Raw genomic sequence first — 23,895 nt, forward strand, 5'->3', positions numbered from 1 at the left:
AGTATGCCTACCGGCCGGTCACCTGTCAGCGGGGGGCCGCCGCGCCGTCCGGCCAGGCCGGAGCCACGGCCGGGCGCAGCCGACGGCCGCCCACCAGCTCGGGGGTGAGGGTCACGTACACCGGCCGCGGCCCGCCCACCCAGGGCCGCAGCCCGGCGTCGTACAGGCCGTCCTGCGCGCGGTGGTCGCGGACGACCTCGGCGTGGCCGTGCACCAGCACGCTCCAGCCGGTGCGGGTCGCCGGGTCGAGCACGTCGGCCTGGAACGCGGCGACCGTGCCGTCCAGCGCCCGTGCCGTCCTGCTGTCCGCGCGCAGGGCGAGGACCAGCCTGCCGTCCGGCGCCACCTCGAACGCCACCGGCAGCACCGCGGGCAGTGCGTGCTCGGTGTACACCACGCGCCCGACGGGCACGGTGCCGAGCAGGCGGCGGCACTCGGCCTCGCTCAGCTCCTCGACAGGGTCCTCGTACTCCATAGCACGATGCTCGAGGGGTGCCCCCGGGGCCGGTAGGGCCGATGGTCCCCGTTCGAGGGGTCCTACGGCGGTAGCTTGTCGCCGGAAGCGGCAAACGGCGGAGGGGGCTGGTGCGGGGTGGGCGGCGGCATCGAACTGGTGGTGATCGGCGCGGACGGGGGGCCGGACCGCAGCTGGGCCGGCTCGGCACAGGCCGCCGAGGGCGCCCGAGTGCTCGCCGAGGCCCTGCCGGGCCGGACCTTCGACGCCGGCCTCCGGGGCTGCCGGCCCACCGTCCTCGCACCGGACGCCGACGCCAACACCATGCTCACCGCCCTGCGGGCCGCCGCCGCGAGACCCGCCCGGTGGCTGGTGGTCTGCCTGCTCGGCCAGTTGACCGCCGACCCGAGAGGACGGCGGATCGCCCTGGTCACCGCGGGCTCCACCCCGGACAACGCGTACCGGCGCGGCCTCGCCTGGGACTGGGTGGTCAGCGCCATGGTGCACGGCGGCCAGGAGGAGACCCTGCTGATCGTCGACGCGGTCGCCGACCGCGACACCTGGGCGGCGCTGGCCCGCGAGGACGCCGCCGGAGAACTGATCACGCACTCCCGGGTCCCGCTGTGGGGCCGGATCGGCCGTCACCAGCCGGGGCGGCGCGGCCGGGACGCCGTCCGGCCCGGCGGTGAAGGCTCGTTCAGCCGGGTCCTCGGGCACGTCCTCGACCAGGGCGTGCCCGGTGCACCCGCCGCCCTCGGGCCGCAGGAACTCCAGCCCGCCCTCGAGTACGAACTCGCCCTCCGGGACGGCGGCGCCCTCGCGGCCGGACAGGCCCTCGCGCTCGTTCCCGGTGACGGGGGGCGACTCCTGATGCGCAATCGCGCCGCAGTGAAGGGCGCATTGGCCGGATTGTCGCTTTCTGATGAACTGTTGGCAGTTCTGTGGCGGGAAAGCGCCCCAACCGATCCGCCCACCGCGTAAGGTCGGACCGCCCGGGGTGTTGCTGAGCAGGGGCGGGCGGGCGAAGAATCGATGCCCCCGCGGCAGCACCGAGGGACGGCGGAGGGACTTCTGCGACCATGGCCGCGGACGGGGTCGGGCGCGATGAGGTGGGGCTATGCGGCAGCGCGGAAATTCGTTGCGCCCTGGGGCGGTCGGGATCGGTGGGGTGGCACTGCTGTTGGCGCTGAGTGCCTGCGGTTCCGCCGGAACCGGCGGTTCTGCGGATCGTCTGGGTACTCCTGTGGCCAGTGTTCCCGGTGGGACTGCAGTAACTCCTTCGGGTGGTTCGGGCACCGCCCCTGCCGTCCCCGCCGAAGGGGTCGACGGGGCAGTGGCGCGAGCCGTTCTGACGACGTATCGGGCCTGGTGGCAGGCGCAGGCCGACGCGTTCGCACGATCGGATTCGGACGGTTCCCAACTGCGCTCGTACTCCACCGGGCGGGCATTGAGCGAAGCCCTGGCAAGCCTGCACCAACTGCACGACGCAAAGCTCGTGATGACCGGAAGCCCGCGCAACTCGGCGCTGGTGAAGAGGCTCGATCTCGCCACCGATCCGCAGACCGCGGTCGTGGAGGATTGCCTCGATGTGAGCGATTGGCACCAGGCGGACGCATCGAGCGGTGCCGTAAAAGATCCCGCACAGCGCTTCACCCGGTATCCGGCGACCGTTTCCCTGCGGAGGGACGGCAGCCGATGGGTGATCGTCGACTTCGAACGCGAGGTGGGCCGCACATGCTGAAGACGATCGTTCGTGCCCTGCTGCTGTCGGCATTACTGCTTGCGCCGGCGACTCCGGCATCGGCCGGTGAACCGACCGGCGGCGTCAATCCGTGCGCCGTCCGCGACATCTGCATCGTCGTCACCGAACCCGGTGGGGGCGGTGGTTCCGGCGGGGGGAGCGGCGGGACGACCGGGGGGTCGGACGGCGGGGTGCAGATGTGCAGTTGGAACGGGCAGCAGTGGCCCTGCTGGGACGACGACCTCGGGTGGTTCTCGACGGCCGACGGCTGCTACTACCACCGGTCCGAGCCGCAGCCGCCCGCCGGCGATCCGTCCTGGGCGGGCCACGCGCCGTCCGAGGGGGCGGTGTACGACGTCAACTGCCGTGGTGTCGGCGGTCAGATGTCGCCCAAGCCGCCGATGTTCTTCGCGCAGCCGCCCGGCGGCCCGCCGCCGCCGGACCGCCCGTACGACCTCGGCATGAAGGCGCTCGGCATGATCCACTTCGATGCGCCGTCGCTGCACGCCGCCCCGTCCGGCACCGCCGTCGTCGGGGTGCCGGTCTGGCTCTGGTACACCGCGACGCCGACCACCGCCGGCCCGCAGAGCGCCACCGCCAAGGGCCGGACGATGAGCGTCACCGCCACCGCCCGGCTGACCAAGGTGCACTGGGACACCGGGGACGGCGCGCAGGGCGTGGACTGCACCGGCCCCGGCACCGAGTACAAGGCCGGCGCGGGCGGCCAGCCCTCGTGCGGATACACGTACCGGACGGCCTCGGTGAAGCCGGACGACCACACCTTCTACCTGACCGCCACGCTCACCTGGCGGGTCGAGGCCGTCCGGTCGGACACCGGGGCGCGGGTGTTCGCGGTCGACTACCTGGTCACCACCGACGAGCCGATGCCGCTGAAGGTCGCCGAGGCGCAGGCGCTCAACTGACCGTCAGCATCCCGCCCGACCACGCCGAACCACAGCTCCGGAAAGGCCCCAGCCCGGTGGAAACCCGCAACGTCCCGACGCCGAGCGCAGGCAGCGCCGCCCTCGCCCCCGACCCGGTCCGCCCCGCCCCGCACGTGCCGCCGCGCACCCTGCGGGCACGCCGGCGCAGGCCCGCCGTGCTGGCGATGGCGGTCGCGCTGATCGCGGCCGGCGGACTCGGCGGTGCGGCGCTCTACAACAGTTCGGGGCAGCGGATCGCCGTCCTGGCCCTGGCCCGTGACGTCCCGATGGGCCAGACCATCACCGCCGACGACCTGGTCGTCGCCCACATCGCCGGCGACCCGGCGCTGCGGCCCCTGGACGCCCGGGACCGGGCCCGCACCGTCGGGCTGCGCGCCACCACGGACCTCAAGCGCGGCGCCCTGCTGCTGAAGGCGGACCTGACCGCCGATCCGGCCCTGCAGCCGGGCCAGCAGGTCGTCGGCCTGGCCGCCAAGCGCACCCAGCTGCCGGCCACCCGGCTGCAGTCCGGCCTGCAGGTGCTCGTGGTGTTCACCCCGGACGCCAAGTCCGATCAGCCGGTCGTCCGGACACCGGAGACGCTCTCCGCCGTGGTGGTGGGCGTCGGCAAGGTCGACACCGACGGCAGCCAGGTGGTCGACGTGGCCGTCCCCGCGGGCGACGGCCCGCGGCTGGCGGGCTGGGTGGCCACCGGCAGGTTCCAGGTGATCCTGGCGCCCCGGGCGGCGGCCGCCGCGCCCGACCCGGCACCGTCCGCGGGCGGCACCGCGGCAGCCGGAAGCCCGGGCGCCACCCCGTCGGGCAGCGCGTCCGGGAAGGTCACCGGCAGCCCGCGCAGTGGCGCGGCGGGGGGTGGCACCTGATGGCCGTCGTCGCCGTGGTCGGCGGCCCCGGAGCGCCCGGCGCCACCACCACCGCCCTCGCCCTGCTGCTCTCCTGGCCGCTCCGGCCGGGCCGCCGGGTGCTGCTCGCCGAGTGCGACCCGGACGGCGGCGCCGTGCTCGCCGGTGCCCTCGAGGGCCGCATCGAGGCGGTGTACGGGCTGCGCAACCTGGCCGTGGCGGACCGCCGCGGCCTGCTCGCCCAGACCATGTGGGAGCAACTCGTCGACCTGTCCCCGGACGGCGCCGCGGACCGGCTGCTGCTGCCCGGCCTCACCGATCCGGCGCAGGCGCCCGGCCTCGCCTACACCTGGGAGCCGCTGGCCGACACCTTCCATGCGCTCGACGCCCACGGCTACGACGTGATCGTCGATCTCGGCCGCTCCGGAGCCCTGGGACCGGGTTCCGTGCTGGCCCGGCGGGCCGACGTGGTGGCGGCGTCCGTCCGGACCACGCTGCGCGGCCTGTCCGCGGCCCGGCCCCGGCTCGCCGCCCTGCGGGACGACCTCGAGACCTCCGGTTCGGGGGCCGACGCGCTCGGGCTGCTGCCGGTCGCCGAGGGCCCGTACCCGCTGGCGGAGGCCGCCCGGGAGCTCGGCGTCTCGGCGCTCGGCCTGCTGCCGTTCGCGCCGCGCACCGCACGGGTGCTCTCCGACGGCGGGGACACCGCCGACCGGCGCTTCGTCCGCTCCGAACTGATGCGCACGGTGCGCAGCGCGGCCGACCGTATCCAGGAGGTCGCGGCCCGGCGACGGCATCGGCTCGCCCCGCAGCCCCATGAGCAGCCGGCACCGCCGCAGGCCGCCCAGCCGCAGGAGGCGTACCCCCAGGCCGACCGGCCGCAGGGCGGGTACCCGCAGCCGGGGCCGGTGCTCGGCCCGGTGCAGGGGCGCCGGCCGTGGGCGGCACCGGCTCCCGAGCAGCCGTACCCGTCGGGCTTCCCGCAGCACATCGCCCCGCCGGCCGTGCCGCAGCCGCCCGCGCCCGCGCCGTTCCCGCCGTCGGACCGGCAGCAGCCGCAGACCGGGTACGGGGAGGTGCTCCGTGCGCGGTAGTCCGCTCCAGCAGGGGCCGTCCTCGCTGCCCTGGTCGGTGCCCGTCCCGGCCGGACCGGCCGGCGGGTTCACCACAGGACCGGTCCGGCCGGCGGCCCCGGTGCCCCCGGCGGCCGCCGTGCCGCCCGTGCACGCACTGCAGCCGGTCGGCGCCAAGCCCGCGGTGGACCCGCAGGTCGCCCGCGAGCTCAAGCGCCAGGTCGCGGCCGAACTCCACCAGCAGCTGTCCAAGCTGGAGGGCGCCGGCGAGGTCGACCGGGCCACCCGGCGGCAGCGCGGCCGGGCCCTGATCGAGGAGGCGGTGGCCCGCTGGTCCGACGCGTACGCGCAGACCCACGGCATCCCGCCCACCCGGGACCAGGACCGCGCCCTCGCCGAGGCCGTCTACGACCTGCTGTTCCGGGCCGGCCGGCTGCAGCCGTACCTGGACGACCCGGAGATCGAGAACATCCTGGTCAACGGCTGCGACGACGTGTGGGTCTCGCGGGCCAACGAGCCGCTGCGGCAGGTCCCGCCGATCGCCGACAACGACGCCGAACTCGTCGAACTGCTCCAGGACCTGGCCCGCCAGCACGGTGGCGGCGAGCGCACCCTCTCCACCGCAAGCCCCACCCTGGCACTGCGGCTGGAGGGCGGGATGCGCCTGCAGGCGCTGACCGAGGTCACCCCGCGCCCGTACGTGGCGATCCGCCGGCACCGGGTCGCCTCGGCGACGCTCGGCGACCTGGTCGGCCTCGGCACGCTCGACCCGACGCTGGCGGCCTTCCTGGCGGCTGCGATCCGGGCCAAGAAGAACGTGATGATCACCGGCACCCAGGGCGTCGGCAAGACCAGCCTGCTGCGCGCCATGGCCGCCGAGATCCCGCCGGACGAGCGGGTCGGCACCCTGGAGACCGAGTTCGAGCTGTGGCTGCACACCCTCGGCCACCTGCGCCAGGTCGTGCCGATGGAGGCCCGCGAGGGCAACGGCGAGCGGGTCGACGGCCGGGTCGCCGGCGAGCTGACGATCGGTGAACTCATCCCCGCCGCGCTGCGGATGACGCTCTCCCGGATCATCGTCGGCGAGGTCCGCTCCGCCGAGGTCGTGCCCATGCTGCGGGTCATGACCAACGGCGAGGGCGGCTCGATGTGCACCCTGCACGCCCGCACACCGCAGATGGTGGTCGACCGCATCGCCGAACTCTGCCTGGAGTACGGCGCCCACATGACCGACAGCCTCGCCTACCGGCTCACCGCCAACGCCGTCGACTTCGTCGTGCACGTCGCCATGGTCGACGAGACCGCCGTCGGCGGCCGCCGGCACCGCTTCGTCTCGCACGTCCTGGAGGTCACCGGCCTCGGCGAGAGCGGCCGCCCGGCGATGAACCAGGTCTTCGGCCCGCGCCCCGAACAGGGCGAGCCGAGGGCCGTCCCGCACACCCCGCCGCAGTGCCTGGACGACCTGCGCCGGGCCGGCTTCGACGCCGGCCTGCTGCAGTCCCCGTACGGCAGTTGGGGCGCCCCGCTGGCGCTGCGGATCGGCGGTGGCCGCTGATGCTGCTCTTCGTGCTCTGCGGCCTCGCCGTCGCCGGCGGACTGGTCGCCCTGGTCGTCGGCCTGGTCGGCACCCGCGAGGCCCCGCCCGAGACCCGGCCCGGCACCGGCCGGCTGCATGTCTTCTGGTACGGCGCCCCCGGCACCGCCACCCCCGGCCGGGCCCGGCAGCGGCGCATCCAGGCGATGCTCGCGCTGGCCGGCGGCGCCGGCGCCTGGCTGTTCACCGGCATCCCGCTGACCGCCCTGCTGGTGCCGCTCGCCGTCTTCGGCCTGCCCTGGCTGTACGACGCCACCCGCTCCGACACCCGGCGGATCGAACGCCTGGAGGCGCTCGCCGAGTGGACCCAGCGCCTCGCCGACGTGTTGCTGCTCGGCGTCGGCCTCAACCAGGCCATCGTCACCAGCCGCCGCACCGCCCCGCCCGGCCTGGAGGCCGAGATCAACGACCTCGCCGCCCGGCTGCAGTCCCGCTGGCGGCCGGAGGACGCGCTGCGCGCCTTCGGCGACGAACTCGCCGACGCCACCGCCGACAAGGTGCTCGCCGCACTGCTGCTGCGGGCCGGTGACAGCGGCCCCGGCCTGGCCCGGGCGCTCGCCGACATCGCCGACTCGGTGCGCGAGGAGGTCCGCCAGCGCCGCACCATCGAGGCCGACCGGGCCAAGCACCGCACCACCGTGCGCTGGCTGGTCGGCATCATCCTGGCGGTGATCCTGGTCGGCGCGTTCAACTCCCGCTACACCGCGCCCTATGCGAGCGTCACCGGCCAGGTGGTGCTGGCCGTGGTCGCCGCAGCCTTCGTCGCGGTGATCGCCTGGATGCGTTCGCTGGCCGCGCACACCCCGCTGCCCCGGCTGATCGAACCCGACCGGCGCAGCAAGGCCGGCCGGCTGCCCGGCGACCCGGCCGAGCCGGAGCCGGCCCCGGCGGCCGCCGAGGAGGCCCGATGATCTCGCCCTGGGCCGTGCTGGCGGGCGGCGCCGCCGCCGGCGGCCTCGCCCTGCTGCTCGCCGAACTCCGCCCCGCCCCGCCGGACCTCGGCCAGGCCCTGGGCCGGCTGCACCGCACCCCGGACCCGCGGCCCGCCGAGGACACCAGGCCCGCCTGGTACGACCGGATCGGCGCCGACTCGCTGCGGCTGCCCGGCGCCCGCATCCCGCACCGGCAGCTCGCCCTGATCGGCCGCAGCCCGGCCCGGTTCATGGCGCACAAGCTGCTCTTCGCGCTGGTCGGCCTGATGCTGCCCGGCTACCTGGCGGCGATGGCCGCGGTGGCCGGGATCGGCCTGCCGATCGCCGTCCCGCTGCTCGCCGGGCCGCTGCTCGCGGTGCTGCTGTGGCTCGTCCCGGACGGCATCGTCGCCGGCGAGGCCAAGGAGGCCCGCACCGAGTACCTGCACGGCATCGCCGCCTACCTGGAACTCGTCGCGCTGGAGCGGGCCGCGGACTGCGGCCCCGCCGAGGCGCTGCGCCGGGCCGCCGCGGTCGGCCGCGGCACCGTCTTCCGGCGGATCAGGGACGCCCTGGAGCGCGCCGCCACCGACCGGCTGCCGCCCTGGGACGGCCTCGACGCGCTCGCCGAGGACCTCGGCCTGACCCCCCTCCAGGACCTCGCGGACATCATGCGGATCTCCGGCACCGACGGCGCCGCCGTGTACGACACCCTGCGTGCCCGCGCCAAGAGCCTCCGCGGCGAGCTCCTCGCCGAGGAACTGGCGCAGGCCAACACCGACAGCGAGCGGATGGTCGCGCCCGGCGCGGTCCTCACCCTGCTCATGACGGTGCTGATCGTCTTCCCCGCGCTGTACCAGATGCTCGACGTCAGCTGAGCAGCCGACGACCACCGACCGCCCCGTCCTGGAGACCACACCATGACCCCGATCACGGCCTGGTTCAAGCCCCTGTTGACCGCCCTGCTGCTGCCCGTGCTGCTGCCGCTGCGGCTCGGCGCGCCCTTCCTGCACGTCCGCCTCGGCAGACTGCGCGCCGCCCGCGCCGCCGGCGACCGCGGCGCGATCAGCATCGAACTCGCGCTCACCATCATCGTCATGGTCGCCATCGCCGGTGCGGTGCTGGCCGCGGTCAAGGTGCTCGCCGGCAAGGCCGAGAGCAAGATCCCCACCGACGTCCCGGACGCGGTGAAGTGATCCGTCGCCCGTGCGTCCCCGCCGCCCTCCGCGACCGCGGGGCGGTCGTCCTCGGCCTCGCCGTCCTCTTCCCGGTCGTGCTGCTCGCCGTCATGCTCGTGGTGCAGGCCTCGCTCTGGTGGTACGCCGACCAGGCCGCCCTCACCGCGCTGCGCGAGGGTGTGGACGCCGGCCGGGTGCAGGGCGCAGTCGCCGAGGACGGGGACGTCCGGGTGAAGGAGTTCCTGGCCCGGTTCGGCAAGCTCGCCGAACTCGAGAGCGTGGACCACACCGGATCGGACACCGAGACCCAGCAGATGACGGTGACGGTCCGTCCGCAGTCGATCGTGCCGTTCTTCGACCGGCTGACGATCACCGAGACGCTCAGCGCACCCCGCGAGCGGTTCGTCCCGCAGGGCGGGCCGCGGTGACCGGCCCCGCCCCGCGCCGGCCGCGGACCGCCGCCGGCCCCGACGCGGGCGGCGTTCCGGTCGAGGCGGCGCTGCTGCTGCCGGTGGTGCTCGCCTTCGTGCTGATCGTCGTCGCCGCCGGCCGGGTGCAGAGCACCGGCGCCGTCGTCGACGCCGCCGCCCGGGCCGGCGCCCGCGCCGCCTCGCTGGCCCGCACCGAGGACGGCGCCCGGCAGGCCGCCGCCGACGCCGTCCAGGACGTCCTCGGCCGCCGCAGCGTCCGCTGCTCGCAGGACCCGGTCACACCGGTCTCGTACGGCACCGTGCAGACCCCGGGCGGCGAACTCGACACCGTCACCGTGCGGGTGCGGTGCTCGGTGCCGCTGCGCGACCTGCTGGGTGTGGACGGGCTCCAGGGGGACAAGACCATGACGGGGGAGTTCACCTCGGTCGTCGACCGGTACCGCGGCGACTGAGCAGGAGAGGGGGGCCGGTGGCACACCGGAGGAGACTGCCGCGGCTGCGCCGCGGACCGGACGACGGCGCACTGTCGCTGTACGTCGCGATCTGCGCGGCGGCGCTGGTCGTCCTGGTCGGCATCGTGCTCGACCTCGGCGGCCGGCTGCGCGCCATCGAACGCGCCGACGCGCGCGCCCAGGAGGCCGCCCGCGTCGCCAGCCAGCAGCTCGACGTGGAGGCCGTCCTGCAGGGCCGCGGCTATCGCATCGTCAGCGAGGAGGCCGCCGCGCAGGCCGCCGACGAGTACCTGGCGGCGTACAACCTCACGGGCAGGACCCGGCTGGTGGACGAACGCACCGTCGAGGTGCGGACCACCGGCACCTACACCAGCGCCCTGATCGGCGCGGTGCTCCCCGACTTCACCCACCTCGAGGTGCACGGGTACGGCAAGGCCACCCTCGTGCACGGCATCACGGAAGCGGAGAACGGCTGATGGCCGCGCGACGAGCCAACGACCCCGCCCGTACGGCTCCCTCGGGCACCCCGGCGCCCCCCGGCGGCGTCCGGCGGCCGGTGCCCGTCCGGCCCCGGCGCCGCAGGACCGCCGGCTCGGTGGCCGCCGCCCTCGCCTCGCTGGTCGCCCTGGCCGCCCTGCTGGCCGGCCTGCCCGCCCTGCTCGGCTACGGCACCCTCGCGGTCGCCTCGATGGGCGAACCCGCCACCGGTGGCGGCCTGGCCGGCCTGCTGACCAGCCCCGACGACGGACGGCTGTTCCTGTGGGCACTGGTCGGCGTCGGCTGGATCGCCTGGCTGTGCTTCGCCGCCGCCGTCCTGCTGGAGATCCCCGCGCAGCTGCGCGGCCGCGCCGCCCGCCGCATCCCGGCCTTCGGCTGGAGCCAGCGGATCGCGGCCGGCCTGGTCGGCTCCGTCCTCGCGCTGCTCCCGGTGGCCGGCTCGGCGTTCGCCGCCGCCCCCGAGCGCGGCCCGCAGGCCGTGGCGGCCGCCCTGCCCGCCTCGCCCCAGTACGCCGCGCTGCCCGCGGCCGCACCCGCCGCGGCCCCGGCCGCGCCCGCCCAGGACCACCCCGTCTACACCGTGCGCGACACCCGCCCCGCCGACAGCCTCTGGTCCATCGCCGAGCGCCAACTCGGCTCGGGCGAGCGCTGGCAGGAGATCGCCCGGCTCAACGACGGCCGGGTGATGGACGATTCCGGGCGCCGCTTCGACGCGGACCGGCCGATCCACCCGGGCTGGAAGCTGCAGATGCCCTCCGACGCCAAGGCCGACGCGGCCCCCGCCGCCCAGCAGCCGCACACCCCCCAGCACGCCACCGTCACCGTCGCGCCCGGCGACAGCCTGTCCGCCATCGCCCGGCGGGAGCTGGGCAGCGGGGACGAGTGGCCCAAGCTGTTCGAGGCCAACCGGGGCGTCCGCGCCCCCGACGGCGAGCGGCTCACCGACCCGGACGTCCTGGTCCCCGGCATGGTGCTGGCCGTCCCCGGCGCGCCGGCCGCCGAACCGCAGCCCCAACCCCGGCAGCCGGAGCCGCCGGCGGCCGACGCCACCCCGGCCCCGGCCACACCCGCACCGGCCACCCCGGCGCCGACGGCCCCGAGCACTCCCGCCCCCAACACCCCCGTGGTGAAGATCCCGGCCCCCGCCGACACCGCACCCACCGCCGTGCCGGCCGGCACCGGCACCACGGCCCACGCGGCCTCCGGCGACTACACCGCCGCCCTCGCCGCCTCCACCGTCGGCGTCCTGCTGGCCGCCATCATGATCGGCACGGTCTCCCGCCGCCGCGGGGACCAGCAGCGCGCCCGCAGGCCGCGCCACCGCATCGCCCTCCCCGACCCGCCCGCCGCCGCCTTCGAGGCCGAACTGAAGGCACGCCAGAACGTGCCCGCACTCGAACTGCTCGACCGGGCGCTGCGCACCCTGGCCCGCAACACCGTCCGCAACGGCAAGCGGCTGCCCGCCCTGGTCGCCGCGCGGATCACCCCCGGCCGCACGGTCGAACTCCACCTGTCCGGCCCGGCCGTGCCGATCGCGCCGTTCCGCGCCGCACACGCCAACAACGTGTGGTGGTGCCCGGAGGACTCGAACGAACTGCTCTCGCCCGGCCAGGCCGCCAAGTCCGCCGCGCCCTACCCGGCCCTGGTGACGCTCGGCAGCGCACCGGACGGCTCGGTCGTCCTCGCCGACCTGGAGACCGTCCGGCTGGTCCACCTCTCCGGCCACCCGGACGACTCCCACGACGTCCTGCGCACCCTCGCGCTGGAACTCGCCCACAGCCCGCTCGCCGACCGACTCCACCTGCACCTGGTCGGCTTCGCCGAGGACCTGCCGATCGCCGGCCGCGCCGCCGAACGCGTCCACCGTTACGACACCCTGGAGCACGCCCTCGGGGCACTCGGCCCGCGCACCGCCCGCGCCCGCGCCACCCTGGTCGCCGCCGAGGCCACCAGCCCGCGCGACGCCCGCAGCCGCGGGCAGGCCGACGACTCCTGGGTGCCGGAGATCGTGCTCTCCGCACAGCCCCCCGGCGGCGACGTGCCCGCCGAACTCGGCCGGCTCCTCGACACCAAGCCGCGCAGCTGCCTCGCCGTCGTCACCCGCGCCCCGGAGCGCGGCGCCGGCCCGGTCGCCCGCTGGACGCTCCCCAGCACCGGCGCGGCCACCCTGCCCGGCCTGCACCTCCAGGTGGAGCTCCAGCGGCTGGACCGGACGCAGTACGGGCACCTCGTCGAGCTCGTCCGCAGCTCCGGCGACACCACCCAGCACCCGGCACCCGAATGGACCCTGGACGGACCCGGCGTCGACCTCGAACCCGCCGAACTGCCCGTTCCCGTCCCCGTCCTGACCGCCGTCGGCGCCTCCGAAGGACACCGGGACGGCGCGAACGGCAGCGCCGACCCCGAGGCGGACCCGGCCGGGCCCGGGGCAGGCCCCCGCCTGATCGCCCGCGTCATCGGCACCGGGGCCAGCCCGTTCGCGGGCACCGACCCCACCGCAACCCCGCCGCGGAAGGACGGACCGGCCGCCGGCCGGCCCGTGCCCGCGGTCACCGCGGTTCCGCCGCTCACCGCCGTCCCCTCGCCCGCGCCGCAGCCCCCGGCCGGGCCCGATCCCGCCGCGCCGCCCGCCGACCGGGCACCGCGCCACACCGTCAACGGCATCGGCCGGCACGCCGCCTCGGGCCCGGCCCGCCTGCCGCAGCCCGAACCGGCCCGCCCGGAACCGCCGCAGCCCGTGCCGCCGCAGGCCGTGCCGCCGCAGTCCGTTCCCGAGCAGTCGGTTCCCGACCGGCCGGGCCCGGTGCCGGTGCCCGCGACGGCCCCCGAACCGGCTCCCACCCATGACCCGGCCCCCGACACCGCGGCCCCGGCCGGCCCGGCCCGTGCCGCCGCGGCCCGCACCGACAGCGCCGAACTGCTGGCCATCCTCCGCTCCCCGGAGGCGCACACCGGCCGTTCGGCGCCCCGGGTGCGGCTGCTCGGGCCGGTCGACATCACCGGCGCCACCGGGACGACCGAGCCGGTCGCCGTGCCCCGGCTCACCGAGCTCGCCGCCCTGCTGGCACTGCGCCCGGGCATCGACCACGGCACCCTCGACCGGGCCCTGCACCCCGGCGCGGCCCACCTCACCGAACTGGCGCCGGGCCTCGCCGCCAGCCCGCTGCCGGGCAAACTCACCCGCCTCGCCGCCTGGCTGGGCGCCTCCCAGGACGGCCGCGCCTACCTGCGCACCGACCAGCCGGAGGGCTATACCCTGGCACCGACCGTCACCTGCGACTGGGACGAGTTCCGCGGGCTCTACCGGCGCGGCATGCGGTCCACCAGCTCCACCGCGGACGCCGCGCTCGCCCACGCACTCGCCCTCGTCCGCGGCGCACCGTTCGCCGAGGCCGCGGCCGGCACGTACGGCTGGGCCGAGCCCGAGCGGCAGGACATGCTCGCCGCGATCGTCGACACGGCGCACGAACTCGCGGTCCGGCGGCTCCAGTACGGCGACCACCGCACCGCGGAGGCGGCGATCTTCCGGGGGCTCGCCGTCGCCCCGGACGTCGAACTCCTGCACCGCGACCTGTTCTACGCCTACGCCTCGGCAGGCGCCCGCGACCAGCTCGTCCGCGCCGTCAACCGCCTGGACGCCCTGAGCCGCCGCACCGGCCGCGACCTCGACCCGGACACCGTCGCCCTCCTCCGCGACCTCCTCGCCGCCTAGCAGGGGCAAGCGAAATCAGGGGCGCGGGTCACCTGCAATTCGGGGCAAGTCAAGTCAGGTGCCCCCGCGCGCCCCTGGGATGCCCCCTGCCAATTTCGGTCGCGGTGAAGGCGGCACGCCGGTTAGCGTCCGGCCATGACGAGCGAGCCGACGACCACGGACATGCCCCTGCGCCCTCGCCTGCGGGCCGCCCTCACGGCGGCCATGAAGGCGCGCGACAGGGTGGCCGTCGACGCCCTGCGGCCCACCCTGGCGGCGCTGGACAACGCCGAGGCGGTGGAGCGCCCCGAGGGCGCCGACCGGAACCTCGCGGTCGAGCTGATCCCGGTCGGCGCCGGCGCCGCGGAGGTGCCCCGCCGTGAGCTGACGGAGGAGCAGATCGTGGGGATCGTCCGGGCCGAGGCCTCCGAGCGGTCCGAGGCGGCCGAGGCGTACGAGCGCGCCGGTCGGGCCGACCGGGCGGAGCGGCTGCGTGCCGAGGCCGCCGTGCTGCTCGCCCACCTGGCCTGAGCAGGCCGAGCAGGGCCGAGCGGGCCCCGGTGGGATGTCAGTGCCGGGCGGCAGGATGCGGTGCAGCAGCAAGTACCGCACCGAGGAGCCGCCGTGACCGACCTGACATCCGACCGGCCCGTGTCGTTCGTCGACGGGTGGTGCGCCACCGACCTGGGCGTCCACCGGCCGTGCCGGGGCACCTACGAGTGGTACCCGTACGAGAGCCTGCCGCCGCTCGCGGCGGACCGGTTCGACGGGGGATTCGGCTGGCTCGGCGGCCTCGGCCCGGCGGATCCGGAGCGGGTGGCGCTGCTGGACGGTGTCTCGGCGGCCCTCGCCGGGACGGGCATGCAGCTGCCCGCGGACTTCACGGCCTTCCACACCTCGGCCCGCTGCCACGGGGCGCTGGACGAGGTGTCGGTGACGGCCTGTTGGACGGACATCTCGGGCCCGCTGCCCAGCCCGGTCGAGCCCGGCGCCCGGTTGGTCCGCTTCCTGCGGGACCAGCAGGACTGCGTGCTCTGGTACCTGTACCTGCGCCCCTCGGGGGAGTCCTTCGTGGTCGCCTCGCCGCTGGACTTCGAGGACCTGCCGGAGTGGGACGAGGCGGACGGCGCGGCCGACCTCAGTGCGGCGATCGCCCGCTGCGCCCCGACCTTCGAGGAGTTCGCCTACCGCTTCTGGGTGGAGAACCGGCTCTGGTTCGCGGTGCACGGCGAGGGGCCGCCGTCCGAGCCCGCCCTCGCCGAGTACCTGGCGCACTACACCGGCACCGCGGAGGCCGCGTCCCCGGGGCCGTGTCCGGTTGACTCGAAGCACGGTTGACTTGAAGTGCGGTTGAGCTTGCAGGCTTGACCCCGACGGAGTCGGAACGAGCCGGGGAGCGGTTGTGCGGGCAGTGTGGTTGCGGGAGTTCGGCGGGCCCGAGGTGCTGGTGGCGGGGGAGGCGCCCGATCCGGTGCCGGGCCCGGGGCAGGTGGTGGTGGACGTCGTGTACGCCAACATCACCTTCGTCGAGACGCAGTTCCGGGCGACCGGGCGCGGCCCGTTCGCCGCGGTGCCGCCGCTCGTCCCCGGCAACGGCGTCGGCGGCGTGGTGTCGGCGGTCGGCGACGGGGTGGACGCCGGGCTGGTCGGCCGTCGGGTGGTGACCGCCACCGGAGGCTCCGGCGGGTACGCCGAGCGGGCGGTCGCCGCCGTCGACGGCCTGTTCGAGGTGCCCGAAGGGCTGGCCCCGGACGATGCGGTGGCGCTGCTCGCGGACGGCCGCACTGCACTCCTCCAGCTGCGGGCCGCCCGGGTCGGTGCCGGGGACAGGGTGCTGGTCCTCGCGGCCGCGGGCGGGGTCGGCAGCCTGCTGGTGCAGCTGGCCGCCGCTGCGGGCGCGACCGTGGTCGGTGCGGCGGGCGGTGCCCGTAAGGCGGCCGTTGCGGCGGAACTCGGCGCGAAGTACGCGGTGGACTACCGGGAGGCCGGCTGGCCGGAGCTCGTCCGGTCCGGCACCGGCGGGCTGGACGTCGTGTTCGACGGAGTCGGCGGCGACCTCGCCCGGGCCGCCTTCGAACTGCTCGCCCCCGGCGGACGGATGGTCAGCTACGGCCTGGCGGGCGGCACCTGGGCGGCGATCCCGCCGGAGGCGGCCGCTGCCCGCGGCGTGGAACTCGTCGCACCGGGCCGGCCCGACCCGGCGCTGCTGCGCGCCGCCACCGCGGAGGCCCTCGCCGAAGGAGCGGCGGCCGGCTCCGTCCGCTGATCGGGCAGCGGTTCCCGCTGGAGCGTGCGGCCGAGGCGCATGCCGCGATCGAGTCCCGGGCGACCACCGGCAAGACCCTCCTGGTCGTCCGGGAGTAAGACCGCCCGTCACCACGGACCGGGTGCTATGCACGCTGCCGAATTCACCGGGAGCGGGGCGCGGACGAACCTACGATCGGAGCCATGACAGCTCCCTCGTACCCGCCCAAGCCGAAGCCCGGCGACCGGGTGGCGATCCTCTCTCCGTCCTCCGGTCTGCCCGCCGTCCTGCCGCTGCCCTTCGACCTCGGCCTGCACCGGCTGGCCGAGGAGTTCGGCGTGAAGCCGGTGGAGTACCCGACCACCCGCCGGATGGGCTGCTCGCCGCAGGAGCGGGCGGCCGACATCCACGCGGCCTTCGCCGACCCGGAGATCAAGGCGGTGATCGCCAGCATCGGCGGCAACGACCAGATCACCGTGCTGCCGCATCTGGACGACGAGCTGATCCGCGCCAACCCCAAGCCGTTCTTCGGGTTCAGCGACAACACCAACCTGCTCACCCACCTGTGGAACCTCGGCATCGTCGGCTACCACGGGGCGAGCGTGATGACCGAGTTCGGCCGCCCCGGCGCCCTGCACCCCGTCACCGCCGCCTCGGCGCGCGCCGCGCTCTTCACCTCCGGCCCGTACGAACTGGCCGAGCCCGCCGGGTTCAACGACATCGACCGGCCCTGGCAGGACCCGGCGACCTTCGAGGCCGAGGCGCGGATGCAGCCCTCCGAGGGCTGGACCTGGCACCGGCCCGAGCGGGTGGTCGAGGGGGTGAGCTGGGGCGGCAACCTGGAGATCCTCGGCCGGCTGATGACGGCCGACCGCGGCATCCGCAGCCCCGAGGCGTACGAGGGGTGCGTGCTCTTCCTCGAGACCTCGGAGGAACTCCCCTCCGGTGAGGAGGTGTTCGGGATCCTGCGCACCATGGGGGAGCGCGGGCTGCTCGCCCGCTTCCCCGCGCTGCTGATGGGCCGGGCGAAGGCGTGGTCCTTCGACCGGCCGAACGACGCCCGGCAGCGTGCCGCGCACCGGGCCGAGCAGCGCGAGGCGGTGCTCCGCGCCCTGGCCGCCCACGCACCGGACACCATGGCGGTGTTCGACGTCGACCTCGGACACACCGACCCGCAGGTGGTGATCCCGTACGGCGGCACCGTCCGGGTGGACGGGCCCGCCCGCCGGATCACCGTGACCTACTGACGGACCGACGGCTGCGCCGCTCGCCACCGCGGGCGATCGCCGACCCGGCCTGGAACCGCCACCGGATCACCCCGTATGGTGGCGCAATCGTGTGCGGTGGCGGTCACCGTGCAGGCAGGGACGATGCCGCGGCGGGCGGCGGGGCGGGGCGGTGACCGGGCGTGGCGGACGTGACAGCGGCCTCCGGGGGCGGGGAACGGACGCCGTTCGACACGGACGTGCCCCCGCGTCCGGTGCCGCACCGGCCTGCGGAGGAGCCGGCCGACGGGCCCGCCCCGGTGCCGAGCACCGGCTGGACGACCACCATGCCGGCCATCACACTGCCGCCCGTCCCACCGGCCCCTCCCGCGCCGCCGGCCCAGCCGCCCGGCCAGGCCCCCGCGCCGCCCGCCCCGGCCGCTGTGCCGTCCGCGGGCCCCGGCCCCGCCCAGCCCCTGCTGCGCGGCTTCGGTGCGGGCCTGCGCGGCCGCATCCTGGTGGTCGAGGGCGGCTACGCCAGCACCGGCCGCAGACCCTGGGGCCGCGGCAGCGCCCAGGCCCCGGTGCTCTCGGCGATGCTCGCGGGCGTCTCCCCGCACATCCTGCTGGCCTCGGACTCGGTGGACGCGGTGCACCTGCCCGGTGCCGGCGACCCGCAGACCGTGCTCGCACACCTGCGGGCGGCCTCCCGGCACCCCGGTCCGCTGCTCGTCCACATCGGCGGGCACCTGGTCACCGACCGCCGCGCCGAGCAGCTCTTCCTGACGCTCCGTGACGCGCGGTCGCACGACACCCTGCCCTGGCAGGCCGTCGCCGACGAGCTGCGCCACCGCCCCGCGGAGTGGGACACCCTGGTCATCGGCGACCTGAGTGCGGACCAGACCGCCTGGCCGCTGGTGCAGAGCGCGATCTCGCCGCTCACCGACGGCGTGCCGCTGTGGGCCGTCGTCAACCCCGACCCGGACCAGGTCGGCATGTTCACCCGCGCGCTGATCGAGGTGCTGCACGTCGGTGTGCCCGGCGCCGGACCGGTGCTCGCGCCCGAGGAACTGCGCCGCCAGGTGCACTCGGTGCTCCGCCCGGACGCCGCGCTGCTGCTCTCGCACGCCCCGGACCGCCCGGTGTTCCGCAACACCTCGCGGCAGATCGGCGACCGGTCCACCGAGGCCCGGCTGAGCGAGGCGCCGCGCCCGGCCGCCGTGCAGCCGAAGCGGCCGGTGGCCAAGCCGCCCCGGCCCCGCCCGGGGGCGTACGTGCCCGCCGCGCCGCGGGTGCAGCTGGCCAAGGCGCAGAAGGCGGCGCCGCGCGGCCCGGTCTCGCTGCTCAAGCCCGGTGTGCCGCCGACCCCGCCGCGTCCGGCCCGCCCGGTGTCGCTGCTGAAGCGGCTGCCCGGCGATCCGCCGCCGCCCCCGAAGCCGCCCGTGCTGTCCCCGGAGGAGGAGGCGGCCATGATGGAGGCCGCCAAGAGGCCGGTGCCCGAGCCGACCACCGCCCCGCCCGGGGCGCTGCGGGTGCGGCTGCTCAAGCCGCGCCCGGCCGAGGACTCCCCGCCGGCCGAACCGGCCGGCGGCCCCCGGGTGGAACTGGGCAAGTCGCTGCCCGCCGCGGCCCCGGCGGACGATCCGCTCGCCGAGTACCGCGACGCGGTGGGCCGGATCGTGCGGGCGGCCGACGCGGGCGAGCACGACACCGCGGCCGAACTCGCCCTCGCCCTGGAGAGCGAGGCGGTGGCGGCGCACGGCGCGGCCGCTCCCGAGGTGCTGCAGGTGCGTCAGGTCCGGGCGCACGTCTCCCGGCTGGCGGGCCGTACGGTGCTGGCCGCCGACATCTACCGGGAGGTGGCGCTGGCGCTGCTCGGTACGGCGGGCGCCGACGACCCGGAGACCCAGCGGGCGGCGACCAACGCCGAGGCCTGCTGGCGGGCGGTGGCGGACCGCGCGGAGGCGATCCGGATCGCCCCGGAGATCATCGAGCTGCGGGCCCACCTGCCGGGCCCGGACGGCCGCAAGCTGCGGGCGGCCGAGCGTTACCTCGCCAAGCTGGCGGCCGCCCCCGCCGAGGACTGAGACGCGCAACGGGCCGCCCCGCCGACAGTGGCGGGACGGCCCTGGTGCGCGGGACGGGTCAGCGTCCGGCGAGCGCGTGCACGAAGCGGGCGCCGTCGATCGTGCCGAGGCCCGAGGCCAGGTCGTAGCCGGGGCCCGCCTGGTAGCCCGTCACCTCGTCCCAGGAGTTGTCGCCCGCGGTCACGTCGGTGATGCCGCTCCACCGCTCGGGGAGCGCGGCCAGGCCGTACATCCGCCAGGTCGTGCTGGATCGCCGGCGAGCCGAAGGAGTCGACGACGATCGTCCGGCCCTTGCCGGTGACGCCCTGCCGGTACAGCGGGTCCAGGTTGTACGCGGTGCGGTACTGCAGCGGCGAGTAGCAGTGGATGCCGATCTGCGCGACGCACTCGGCGGTGGACATCGGGGCGGTGCGCCCGGCCGCGCTGATGCGGCCCTGGGAGGCGGGCCCGACGTGGCCGGCCGGCGCGCGGTGCCCGGGGCCGTGGCAACGCCGCGGTGGACCACCGGATCGGGTAAAGACCGGTAAGCCCGGCCGGGGCAGGGGCCAACCACTCAGGGGCGCGGGGAACTGCGCGGGACGGAAAGCTCAGGCCCGATCCATCCGCCCCGCGCAGTTTCCGTCAGCGGGCGCCGCCGTTGATGTACAGCGTCTGCCCGCTCACGTACGAGGCGTCCTCGCTGGCCAGGAAGGCCACCACCGAGGCGACCTCCTCCGGCTGCCCGACCCGGCGCAGCGGGGTGCGCTCGGCGGCCAGCGCCTGGTGGTCCTCGGCGCTGGAGCCGACCCGCTCGGCGGTGGCGGCGGTCATCGCGGTGGCGATGTAGCCGGGGGCGACCGCGTTGACGTTGATGTTGAACGGGCCGAGCTCGATCGCCAGGGTGGCGGTGAGGCCCTGGATGCCGGCCTTGGCGGCGGCGTAGTTGGCCTGCCCGCGGTTGCCGAGCGCGGAGCGCGAGCTCAGCGAGACGATCTTGCCGTACTTCTGCTTCACCATGTACTTCTGCGCCACGTGGCTGCAGTTGTAGGCGCTGGTGAGGTTGACGGTGAGGACGGCGTCCCAGTCGTTCTTCGCCATCTTGAAGAACAGGTTGTCGCGGGTGATGCCGGCGTTGTTGATCAGGATGTGCAGCGCGCCCAGGTCCTCGACGATCTGCGCGAACACCGCCTCGACCGCGTCGTAGTCGGCCACGTCGCAGCCGTACGCGCGGGCGGTGCCGCCCTTGGCGGTGATGGCGTCGGCGGTGGCCTGCGCCCGCTCGGCGGTGAGGTCGACGACGGCCACGGCCGCGCCCTCCTCGGCGAGCCGGGCGGCGGTGGCCGCGCCGATGCCCTGGGCGGCGCCGGTCACCACGGCGACCTTGTCTGCGAATCGGGTCATCTGATCTGCCCTCAGTTCTTCTCGACGAGTACGGCGGTGCCCTGTCCGACACCGACGCACATGGTGGCCAGGCCGCGCCGGGCGCCGGTCCGGCGCATCCGGTGCAGCAGGGTGGTGAGGATGCGGGCGCCGGAGCCGCCCAGCGGGTGGCCGAGCGCGATGGCTCCGCCGCTCGGGTTGACCAGGTCCTGGTCGAAGCCGAGCTCGTTGACGCAGGCGAGGGCCTGGGCGGCGAAGGCCTCGTTGAACTCGGCCTCCTCGACGTCGCCGACCTGCCAGCCGGCCCGGGCGAGCACCTTGCGGGTCGCGGGGACGGGGCCGATGCCCATGACGTCCGGGTGGACGCCGGCCGAGGCGCCCGCCACGTAGCGGCCGAGCGGCTCCAGGCCGAGCCGGCCCAGCGCCTCCTCGGAGACCAGCAGCAGGGCGGCGGCGCCGTCGTTCATCGGCGAGGCGTTGCCGGCGGTGACGGTGCCGCCGGCCCGGAAGACCGGCTTGAGGCGGGCCAGCTTCTCGAGGGTGGTGTCCTCGCGGATCGACTCGTCGGCGGTGACGGTGACCCCGTCGGGCCGGACGACGGGCAGCAGCTCGGCGTCGAAGTGGCCGTCCTTGCGGGCGGCGGCGGCCCGCTGGTGGCTGCGCAGCGCGAAGGCGTCCTGCTGCTCGCGGGTGACACCGAAGCGTGCGGCGACCTCCTCGGCGGTCTCGCCCATGGAGAGGACGCCGTGCAGCTCCTTCATCCGCGGGTTGGTGAGCCGCCAGCCGAGCCGGGTGTCGAAGGTCTCCATCCGGTGCGGCATCGCCTCGTCCGGGCGGGGCAGCACGAAGGGGGCGCGGGTCATCGACTCGCAGCCGCCGGCGACGACGACCTCGGCCTCGCCGGAACCGATCGTCCGGGCGGCGGTGGTGACGGCCTCCATGCCGGAGGCGCACAGCCGGTTGACGGTGGCGCCGGGGATGCTGTCGGGCAGCCCGGCGAGCAGCACGGCCATCCGGGCGGCGTTGCGGTTGTCCTCGCCGGCCTGGTTGGCGGCGCCCCAGTAGACGTCGTCGATGAGGGCGGGGTCGAGCTGCGGCACGTCGGCCAGCAGACCGGAGAGGACGGCGGCCGACAGGTCGTCGGGCCGGACGGTGGACAGCGCGCCGCGCAGCCGCCCGATCGGGGTGCGGCGGGCAGCGGCGAAGTAGACGGGACGCACTTCGTCGGGCTCCTGTTCTCGTGGGTTCCAGAACGCGTTGCTGTGTCAGAACGCGTTGATGCCGGTCAGGGATCGCCCGATCAGCAGCTTGTGGATCTGGCTGGTGCCCTCGTAGAGGGTCATGACGCGCGCGTCGCGCAGGTACTTGCCGACCGGGTACTCGTCGATGAACCCGTATCCGCCGAAGACCTGCAGGGCGTTGTTGGCGGCGCGCACGGCCGCCTCGCTGGCGTACAGCTTGGCGGTGGAGGACTCGGTGGCGAAGGGCAGGCCGCGCTCGATCAGGTCGGCGACCTTCCAGGTGAGCAGCCGGGAGGCCTCGACGTCGACGGCGATGTCGGCGAGCAGCTCCTGCACCAGCTGGTGGGAGGCGATCGGCTTGCCGAACTGCTCGCGCTCGCCGGCGTACTTCACCGCGGCCTCCAGGCAGGCCCGGGCGATGCCGACGCAGCCGGCGGCGACCGACATCCGACCCTTGGCCAGGGCGGACATCGCGATCTTGAAACCGGCGCCCTCGGCGCCGAGCCGGGCGCTGTCGGGCACCCGGACATTGTCGAGGACGAGTTCGGCGGTGGCCTGGCCGCGCAGCCCGAGCTTGCCGTGCACGGTGCGCCGCTCGAAGCCGGGCAGGCCGGTCTCCACCAGGAAGGCGGTGATGCCGCGGTGGCCCGGCTCGCCGGTGCGGGCGAAGACCAGGGCGACCTCGGCCCAGGTGCCGTTGGTGATGAACATCTTGCTGCCGCTGATCAGCCAGTCTCCGCCGTCGCGGACGGCCCGGGTGGTCAGGTTGGCCGCGTCGGAGCCGGTGCCGGGTTCGGTGAGCGCGAAGCAGCCGAGCGCCTCGCCGGAGGTGAGCCGGGGCAGCCACTCCCGCTTCTGCTCCTCGGTGCCGTACCCGGCGACCGACTTGGCGACCAGGCCGAGCGAGACGGAGACGATGCCGCGCACGGCGGAGTCGCCGCGGCCGAGCTCTTCCAGCACCAGGCAGTACGCCAGGTGGTCGCCGCCGCTGCCGCCGTACTCCTCGGGGATCGTCAGGCCGAGGAATCCGAGCTTGCCGAGCTTGCCGACGATGCCGGGGTCGACGGACTCGGCGCGGTCCCAGGCGGCTGCGTGCGGGACGATCTCGCGGTCGGTGAAGGCCGCGGCGAGGTCGCGGACGGCGGCCTGCTCCTCGGACAGCTCAAGATTCATGGCGGCGGATGCTCCATAAACTAGCAGTGCAAGTTTTAATGGGACTGTAGCCCCCGCCGCCCCGCCCGCGGAAGGGGCCGCCTGCAAGAATGTGTGACACCCCACCCGATCGGAGGCCGCGACCGCATGGCCCGCCCGCGCACCCCGCTGCTCAGCCGCGAGCGGATCGTCGCCGCCGCACTCGCCCTGGTCGACGCCGACGGCCTGGACGCGCTCTCCACCCGGCGCCTCGCCACCGAGCTCTCCGTCAGCGGGCCCTCCCTCTACAACCACTTCGCCACCAAGGACGACCTCCTCGACGCCGTGGTCGACAGCGTGATGGGCGAGGTCGACCTCTCGATGTTCGACGCGCCGGACGACTGGCGCGCCGCCCTCCGCGACTGGGCCCGCTCCTACCGCGCCGCCCTCGCCGCCCACCCCAACGTCGTCCCCGTCCTCGCCCAGGGCCCCGGCCGCCGCCCCAACGCGCTGCGCCTCGCCGACGCCGTCTTCGGCTGCCTCGTCGACGCCGGCTGGCCCCGCGGCCAGGCCACCCGGATCGGCGCCCTGATGCGCTACTTCATCACCGGCTCCGCGCTCGGCTCCTTCGCCGGCGGCTTCCCCGAGGACGCCGCCGTCTACGCCGCCGACTATCCGCACCTCGGCGAGGCCCACCTGCTCGCCGAACACCGCCGCTCCATCGACGAGGGCGCCTTCGAGACCGGCCTGGAGGCCCTGCTCGACGGCCTCGCCCTGCGCCACCCCGCGGCAGCCGGCTGAGCCGCACCCCAATGGGT

23 protein-coding genes and 1 pseudogene are annotated in these 23,895 nt (G+C 75.7%); 19 read left to right on the forward strand and 5 right to left on the reverse strand.

What is annotated here, in order from left to right; genetic code table 11:
• Window positions 1–25 precede the first annotated feature (25 nt).
• Complete coding sequence (locus ACQ614_RS28960; RefSeq protein WP_431681764.1) at window positions 26–475, reverse strand: pyridoxamine 5'-phosphate oxidase family protein; 450 nt, start codon at window positions 473–475, stop codon at window positions 26–28.
• A 117-nt stretch (window positions 476–592) separates the two neighbouring features.
• On the opposite strand from ACQ614_RS28960, the gene ACQ614_RS28965 reads away from it, so the two are divergent.
• The 18 genes and pseudogenes from ACQ614_RS28965 (at window position 593) to ACQ614_RS29050 (ending at window position 19,346) form a co-directional block, all read left to right on the forward strand.
• A complete protein-coding gene (locus tag ACQ614_RS28965) occupies window positions 593–1,435 on the forward strand; it encodes a hypothetical protein (protein WP_431681765.1) in 843 nt (280 codons plus the stop codon).
• A gap of 352 nt (window positions 1,436–1,787) precedes the next feature.
• Window positions 1,788–2,195, forward strand: a complete 408-nt coding sequence (locus ACQ614_RS28970; RefSeq protein WP_431681767.1) for a hypothetical protein — start codon at window positions 1,788–1,790, stop codon at window positions 2,193–2,195.
• Between the two features lie 197 nt (window positions 2,196–2,392).
• Window positions 2,393–3,118, forward strand: coding sequence for an ATP/GTP-binding protein (locus tag ACQ614_RS28975; protein ID WP_431681768.1), 726 nt, complete (start codon window positions 2,393–2,395; stop codon window positions 3,116–3,118).
• A 56-nt stretch (window positions 3,119–3,174) separates the two neighbouring features.
• A complete protein-coding gene (locus ACQ614_RS28980; protein WP_431681769.1) occupies window positions 3,175–4,002 on the forward strand; it encodes an SAF domain-containing protein in 828 nt (275 codons plus the stop codon).
• Window positions 4,002–5,075, forward strand: coding sequence for a hypothetical protein (locus ACQ614_RS28985; RefSeq protein WP_431681770.1), 1,074 nt, complete (start codon window positions 4,002–4,004; stop codon window positions 5,073–5,075). Before ACQ614_RS28980 ends, ACQ614_RS28985 begins: the two co-directional genes overlap by 1 nt.
• Window positions 5,065–6,609: a CpaF family protein gene (locus tag ACQ614_RS28990; RefSeq protein WP_431681772.1), complete on the forward strand. Its 1,545-nt coding sequence runs from the start codon at window positions 5,065–5,067 to the stop codon at window positions 6,607–6,609. The genes ACQ614_RS28985 and ACQ614_RS28990 overlap by 11 nt, the downstream gene beginning before the upstream one ends.
• Entirely contained in the window at window positions 6,609–7,559 is a 951-nt protein-coding gene (locus ACQ614_RS28995) for a type II secretion system F family protein (protein WP_431681773.1), read from the forward strand. The genes ACQ614_RS28990 and ACQ614_RS28995 overlap by 1 nt, the downstream gene beginning before the upstream one ends.
• Window positions 7,556–8,437, forward strand: a complete 882-nt coding sequence (locus ACQ614_RS29000; protein WP_431681774.1) for a hypothetical protein — start codon at window positions 7,556–7,558, stop codon at window positions 8,435–8,437. The genes ACQ614_RS28995 and ACQ614_RS29000 overlap by 4 nt, the downstream gene beginning before the upstream one ends.
• 42 nt (window positions 8,438–8,479) lie before the next feature.
• Window positions 8,480–8,755, forward strand: a complete 276-nt coding sequence (locus ACQ614_RS29005; RefSeq protein WP_431681775.1) for a hypothetical protein — start codon at window positions 8,480–8,482, stop codon at window positions 8,753–8,755.
• A complete protein-coding gene (locus ACQ614_RS29010; protein ID WP_431681776.1) occupies window positions 8,752–9,165 on the forward strand; it encodes a TadE/TadG family type IV pilus assembly protein in 414 nt (137 codons plus the stop codon). The genes ACQ614_RS29005 and ACQ614_RS29010 overlap by 4 nt, the downstream gene beginning before the upstream one ends.
• Window positions 9,162–9,620, forward strand: coding sequence for a TadE/TadG family type IV pilus assembly protein (locus tag ACQ614_RS29015; protein ID WP_431681777.1), 459 nt, complete (start codon window positions 9,162–9,164; stop codon window positions 9,618–9,620). Before ACQ614_RS29010 ends, ACQ614_RS29015 begins: the two co-directional genes overlap by 4 nt.
• Before the next feature lie 17 nt (window positions 9,621–9,637).
• Entirely contained in the window at window positions 9,638–10,096 is a 459-nt protein-coding gene (locus ACQ614_RS29020; protein WP_431681778.1) for a hypothetical protein, read from the forward strand.
• Window positions 10,096–13,830, forward strand: a complete 3,735-nt coding sequence (locus tag ACQ614_RS29025; RefSeq protein ID WP_431681779.1) for a LysM peptidoglycan-binding domain-containing protein — start codon at window positions 10,096–10,098, stop codon at window positions 13,828–13,830. Before ACQ614_RS29020 ends, ACQ614_RS29025 begins: the two co-directional genes overlap by 1 nt.
• A 135-nt stretch (window positions 13,831–13,965) precedes the next feature.
• Window positions 13,966–14,340, forward strand: a complete 375-nt coding sequence (locus tag ACQ614_RS29030; protein ID WP_431681780.1) for a GatB/YqeY domain-containing protein — start codon at window positions 13,966–13,968, stop codon at window positions 14,338–14,340.
• 93 nt (window positions 14,341–14,433) lie between these two features.
• The gene (locus ACQ614_RS29035; RefSeq protein ID WP_431681782.1) at window positions 14,434–15,147 is read left to right on the forward strand and encodes a hypothetical protein; all 714 of its coding nucleotides are present in this window, start codon (window positions 14,434–14,436) and stop codon (window positions 15,145–15,147) included.
• 166 nt (window positions 15,148–15,313) lie between these two features.
• Window positions 15,314–16,173, forward strand: a pseudogene (locus ACQ614_RS29040) (zinc-binding dehydrogenase).
• An 84-nt stretch (window positions 16,174–16,257) separates the two neighbouring features.
• Window positions 16,258–17,301 carry a S66 family peptidase gene (locus ACQ614_RS29045; RefSeq protein ID WP_431681783.1) on the forward strand — a complete coding sequence of 348 codons (1,044 nt, stop codon included), beginning with the start codon at window positions 16,258–16,260 and terminating at the stop codon, window positions 17,299–17,301.
• Between the two features lie 161 nt (window positions 17,302–17,462).
• A complete protein-coding gene (locus ACQ614_RS29050) occupies window positions 17,463–19,346 on the forward strand; it encodes a hypothetical protein (RefSeq protein WP_431681784.1) in 1,884 nt (627 codons plus the stop codon).
• Window positions 19,347–19,404: 58 nt separating this feature from the next.
• On the opposite strand, the gene ACQ614_RS29055 is transcribed toward ACQ614_RS29050, so the two are convergent.
• The 4 genes from ACQ614_RS29055 to ACQ614_RS29070 all read right to left on the reverse strand — a co-directional run bounded on the left by ACQ614_RS29055 (window position 19,405) and on the right by ACQ614_RS29070 (window position 23,119).
• Complete coding sequence (locus tag ACQ614_RS29055; RefSeq protein WP_431681785.1) at window positions 19,405–19,578, reverse strand: hypothetical protein; 174 nt, start codon at window positions 19,576–19,578, stop codon at window positions 19,405–19,407.
• Window positions 19,579–19,967: 389 nt separating this feature from the next.
• The gene (gene fabG / locus ACQ614_RS29060; protein ID WP_431681787.1) at window positions 19,968–20,726 is read right to left on the reverse strand and encodes a 3-oxoacyl-ACP reductase FabG; all 759 of its coding nucleotides are present in this window, start codon (window positions 20,724–20,726) and stop codon (window positions 19,968–19,970) included.
• Between the two features lie 11 nt (window positions 20,727–20,737).
• Window positions 20,738–21,925 carry a thiolase family protein gene (locus ACQ614_RS29065; protein WP_431681789.1) on the reverse strand — a complete coding sequence of 396 codons (1,188 nt, stop codon included), beginning with the start codon at window positions 21,923–21,925 and terminating at the stop codon, window positions 20,738–20,740.
• A 45-nt stretch (window positions 21,926–21,970) separates the two neighbouring features.
• Entirely contained in the window at window positions 21,971–23,119 is a 1,149-nt protein-coding gene (locus ACQ614_RS29070; protein ID WP_431681790.1) for an acyl-CoA dehydrogenase family protein, read from the reverse strand.
• 126 nt (window positions 23,120–23,245) lie between these two features.
• Between ACQ614_RS29070 and ACQ614_RS29075 the strand changes: the two genes are divergently transcribed.
• Window positions 23,246–23,878, forward strand: coding sequence for a TetR/AcrR family transcriptional regulator (locus tag ACQ614_RS29075; RefSeq protein ID WP_363489036.1), 633 nt, complete (start codon window positions 23,246–23,248; stop codon window positions 23,876–23,878).
• The last annotated feature ends 17 nt before the right edge of the window (window positions 23,879–23,895 follow it).

Origin of the sequence: Kitasatospora dryopteridis, from assembly GCF_050749075.1 — a bacterium.
In the GTDB taxonomy this organism is placed as follows: domain Bacteria; phylum Actinomycetota; class Actinomycetes; order Streptomycetales; family Streptomycetaceae; genus Kitasatospora.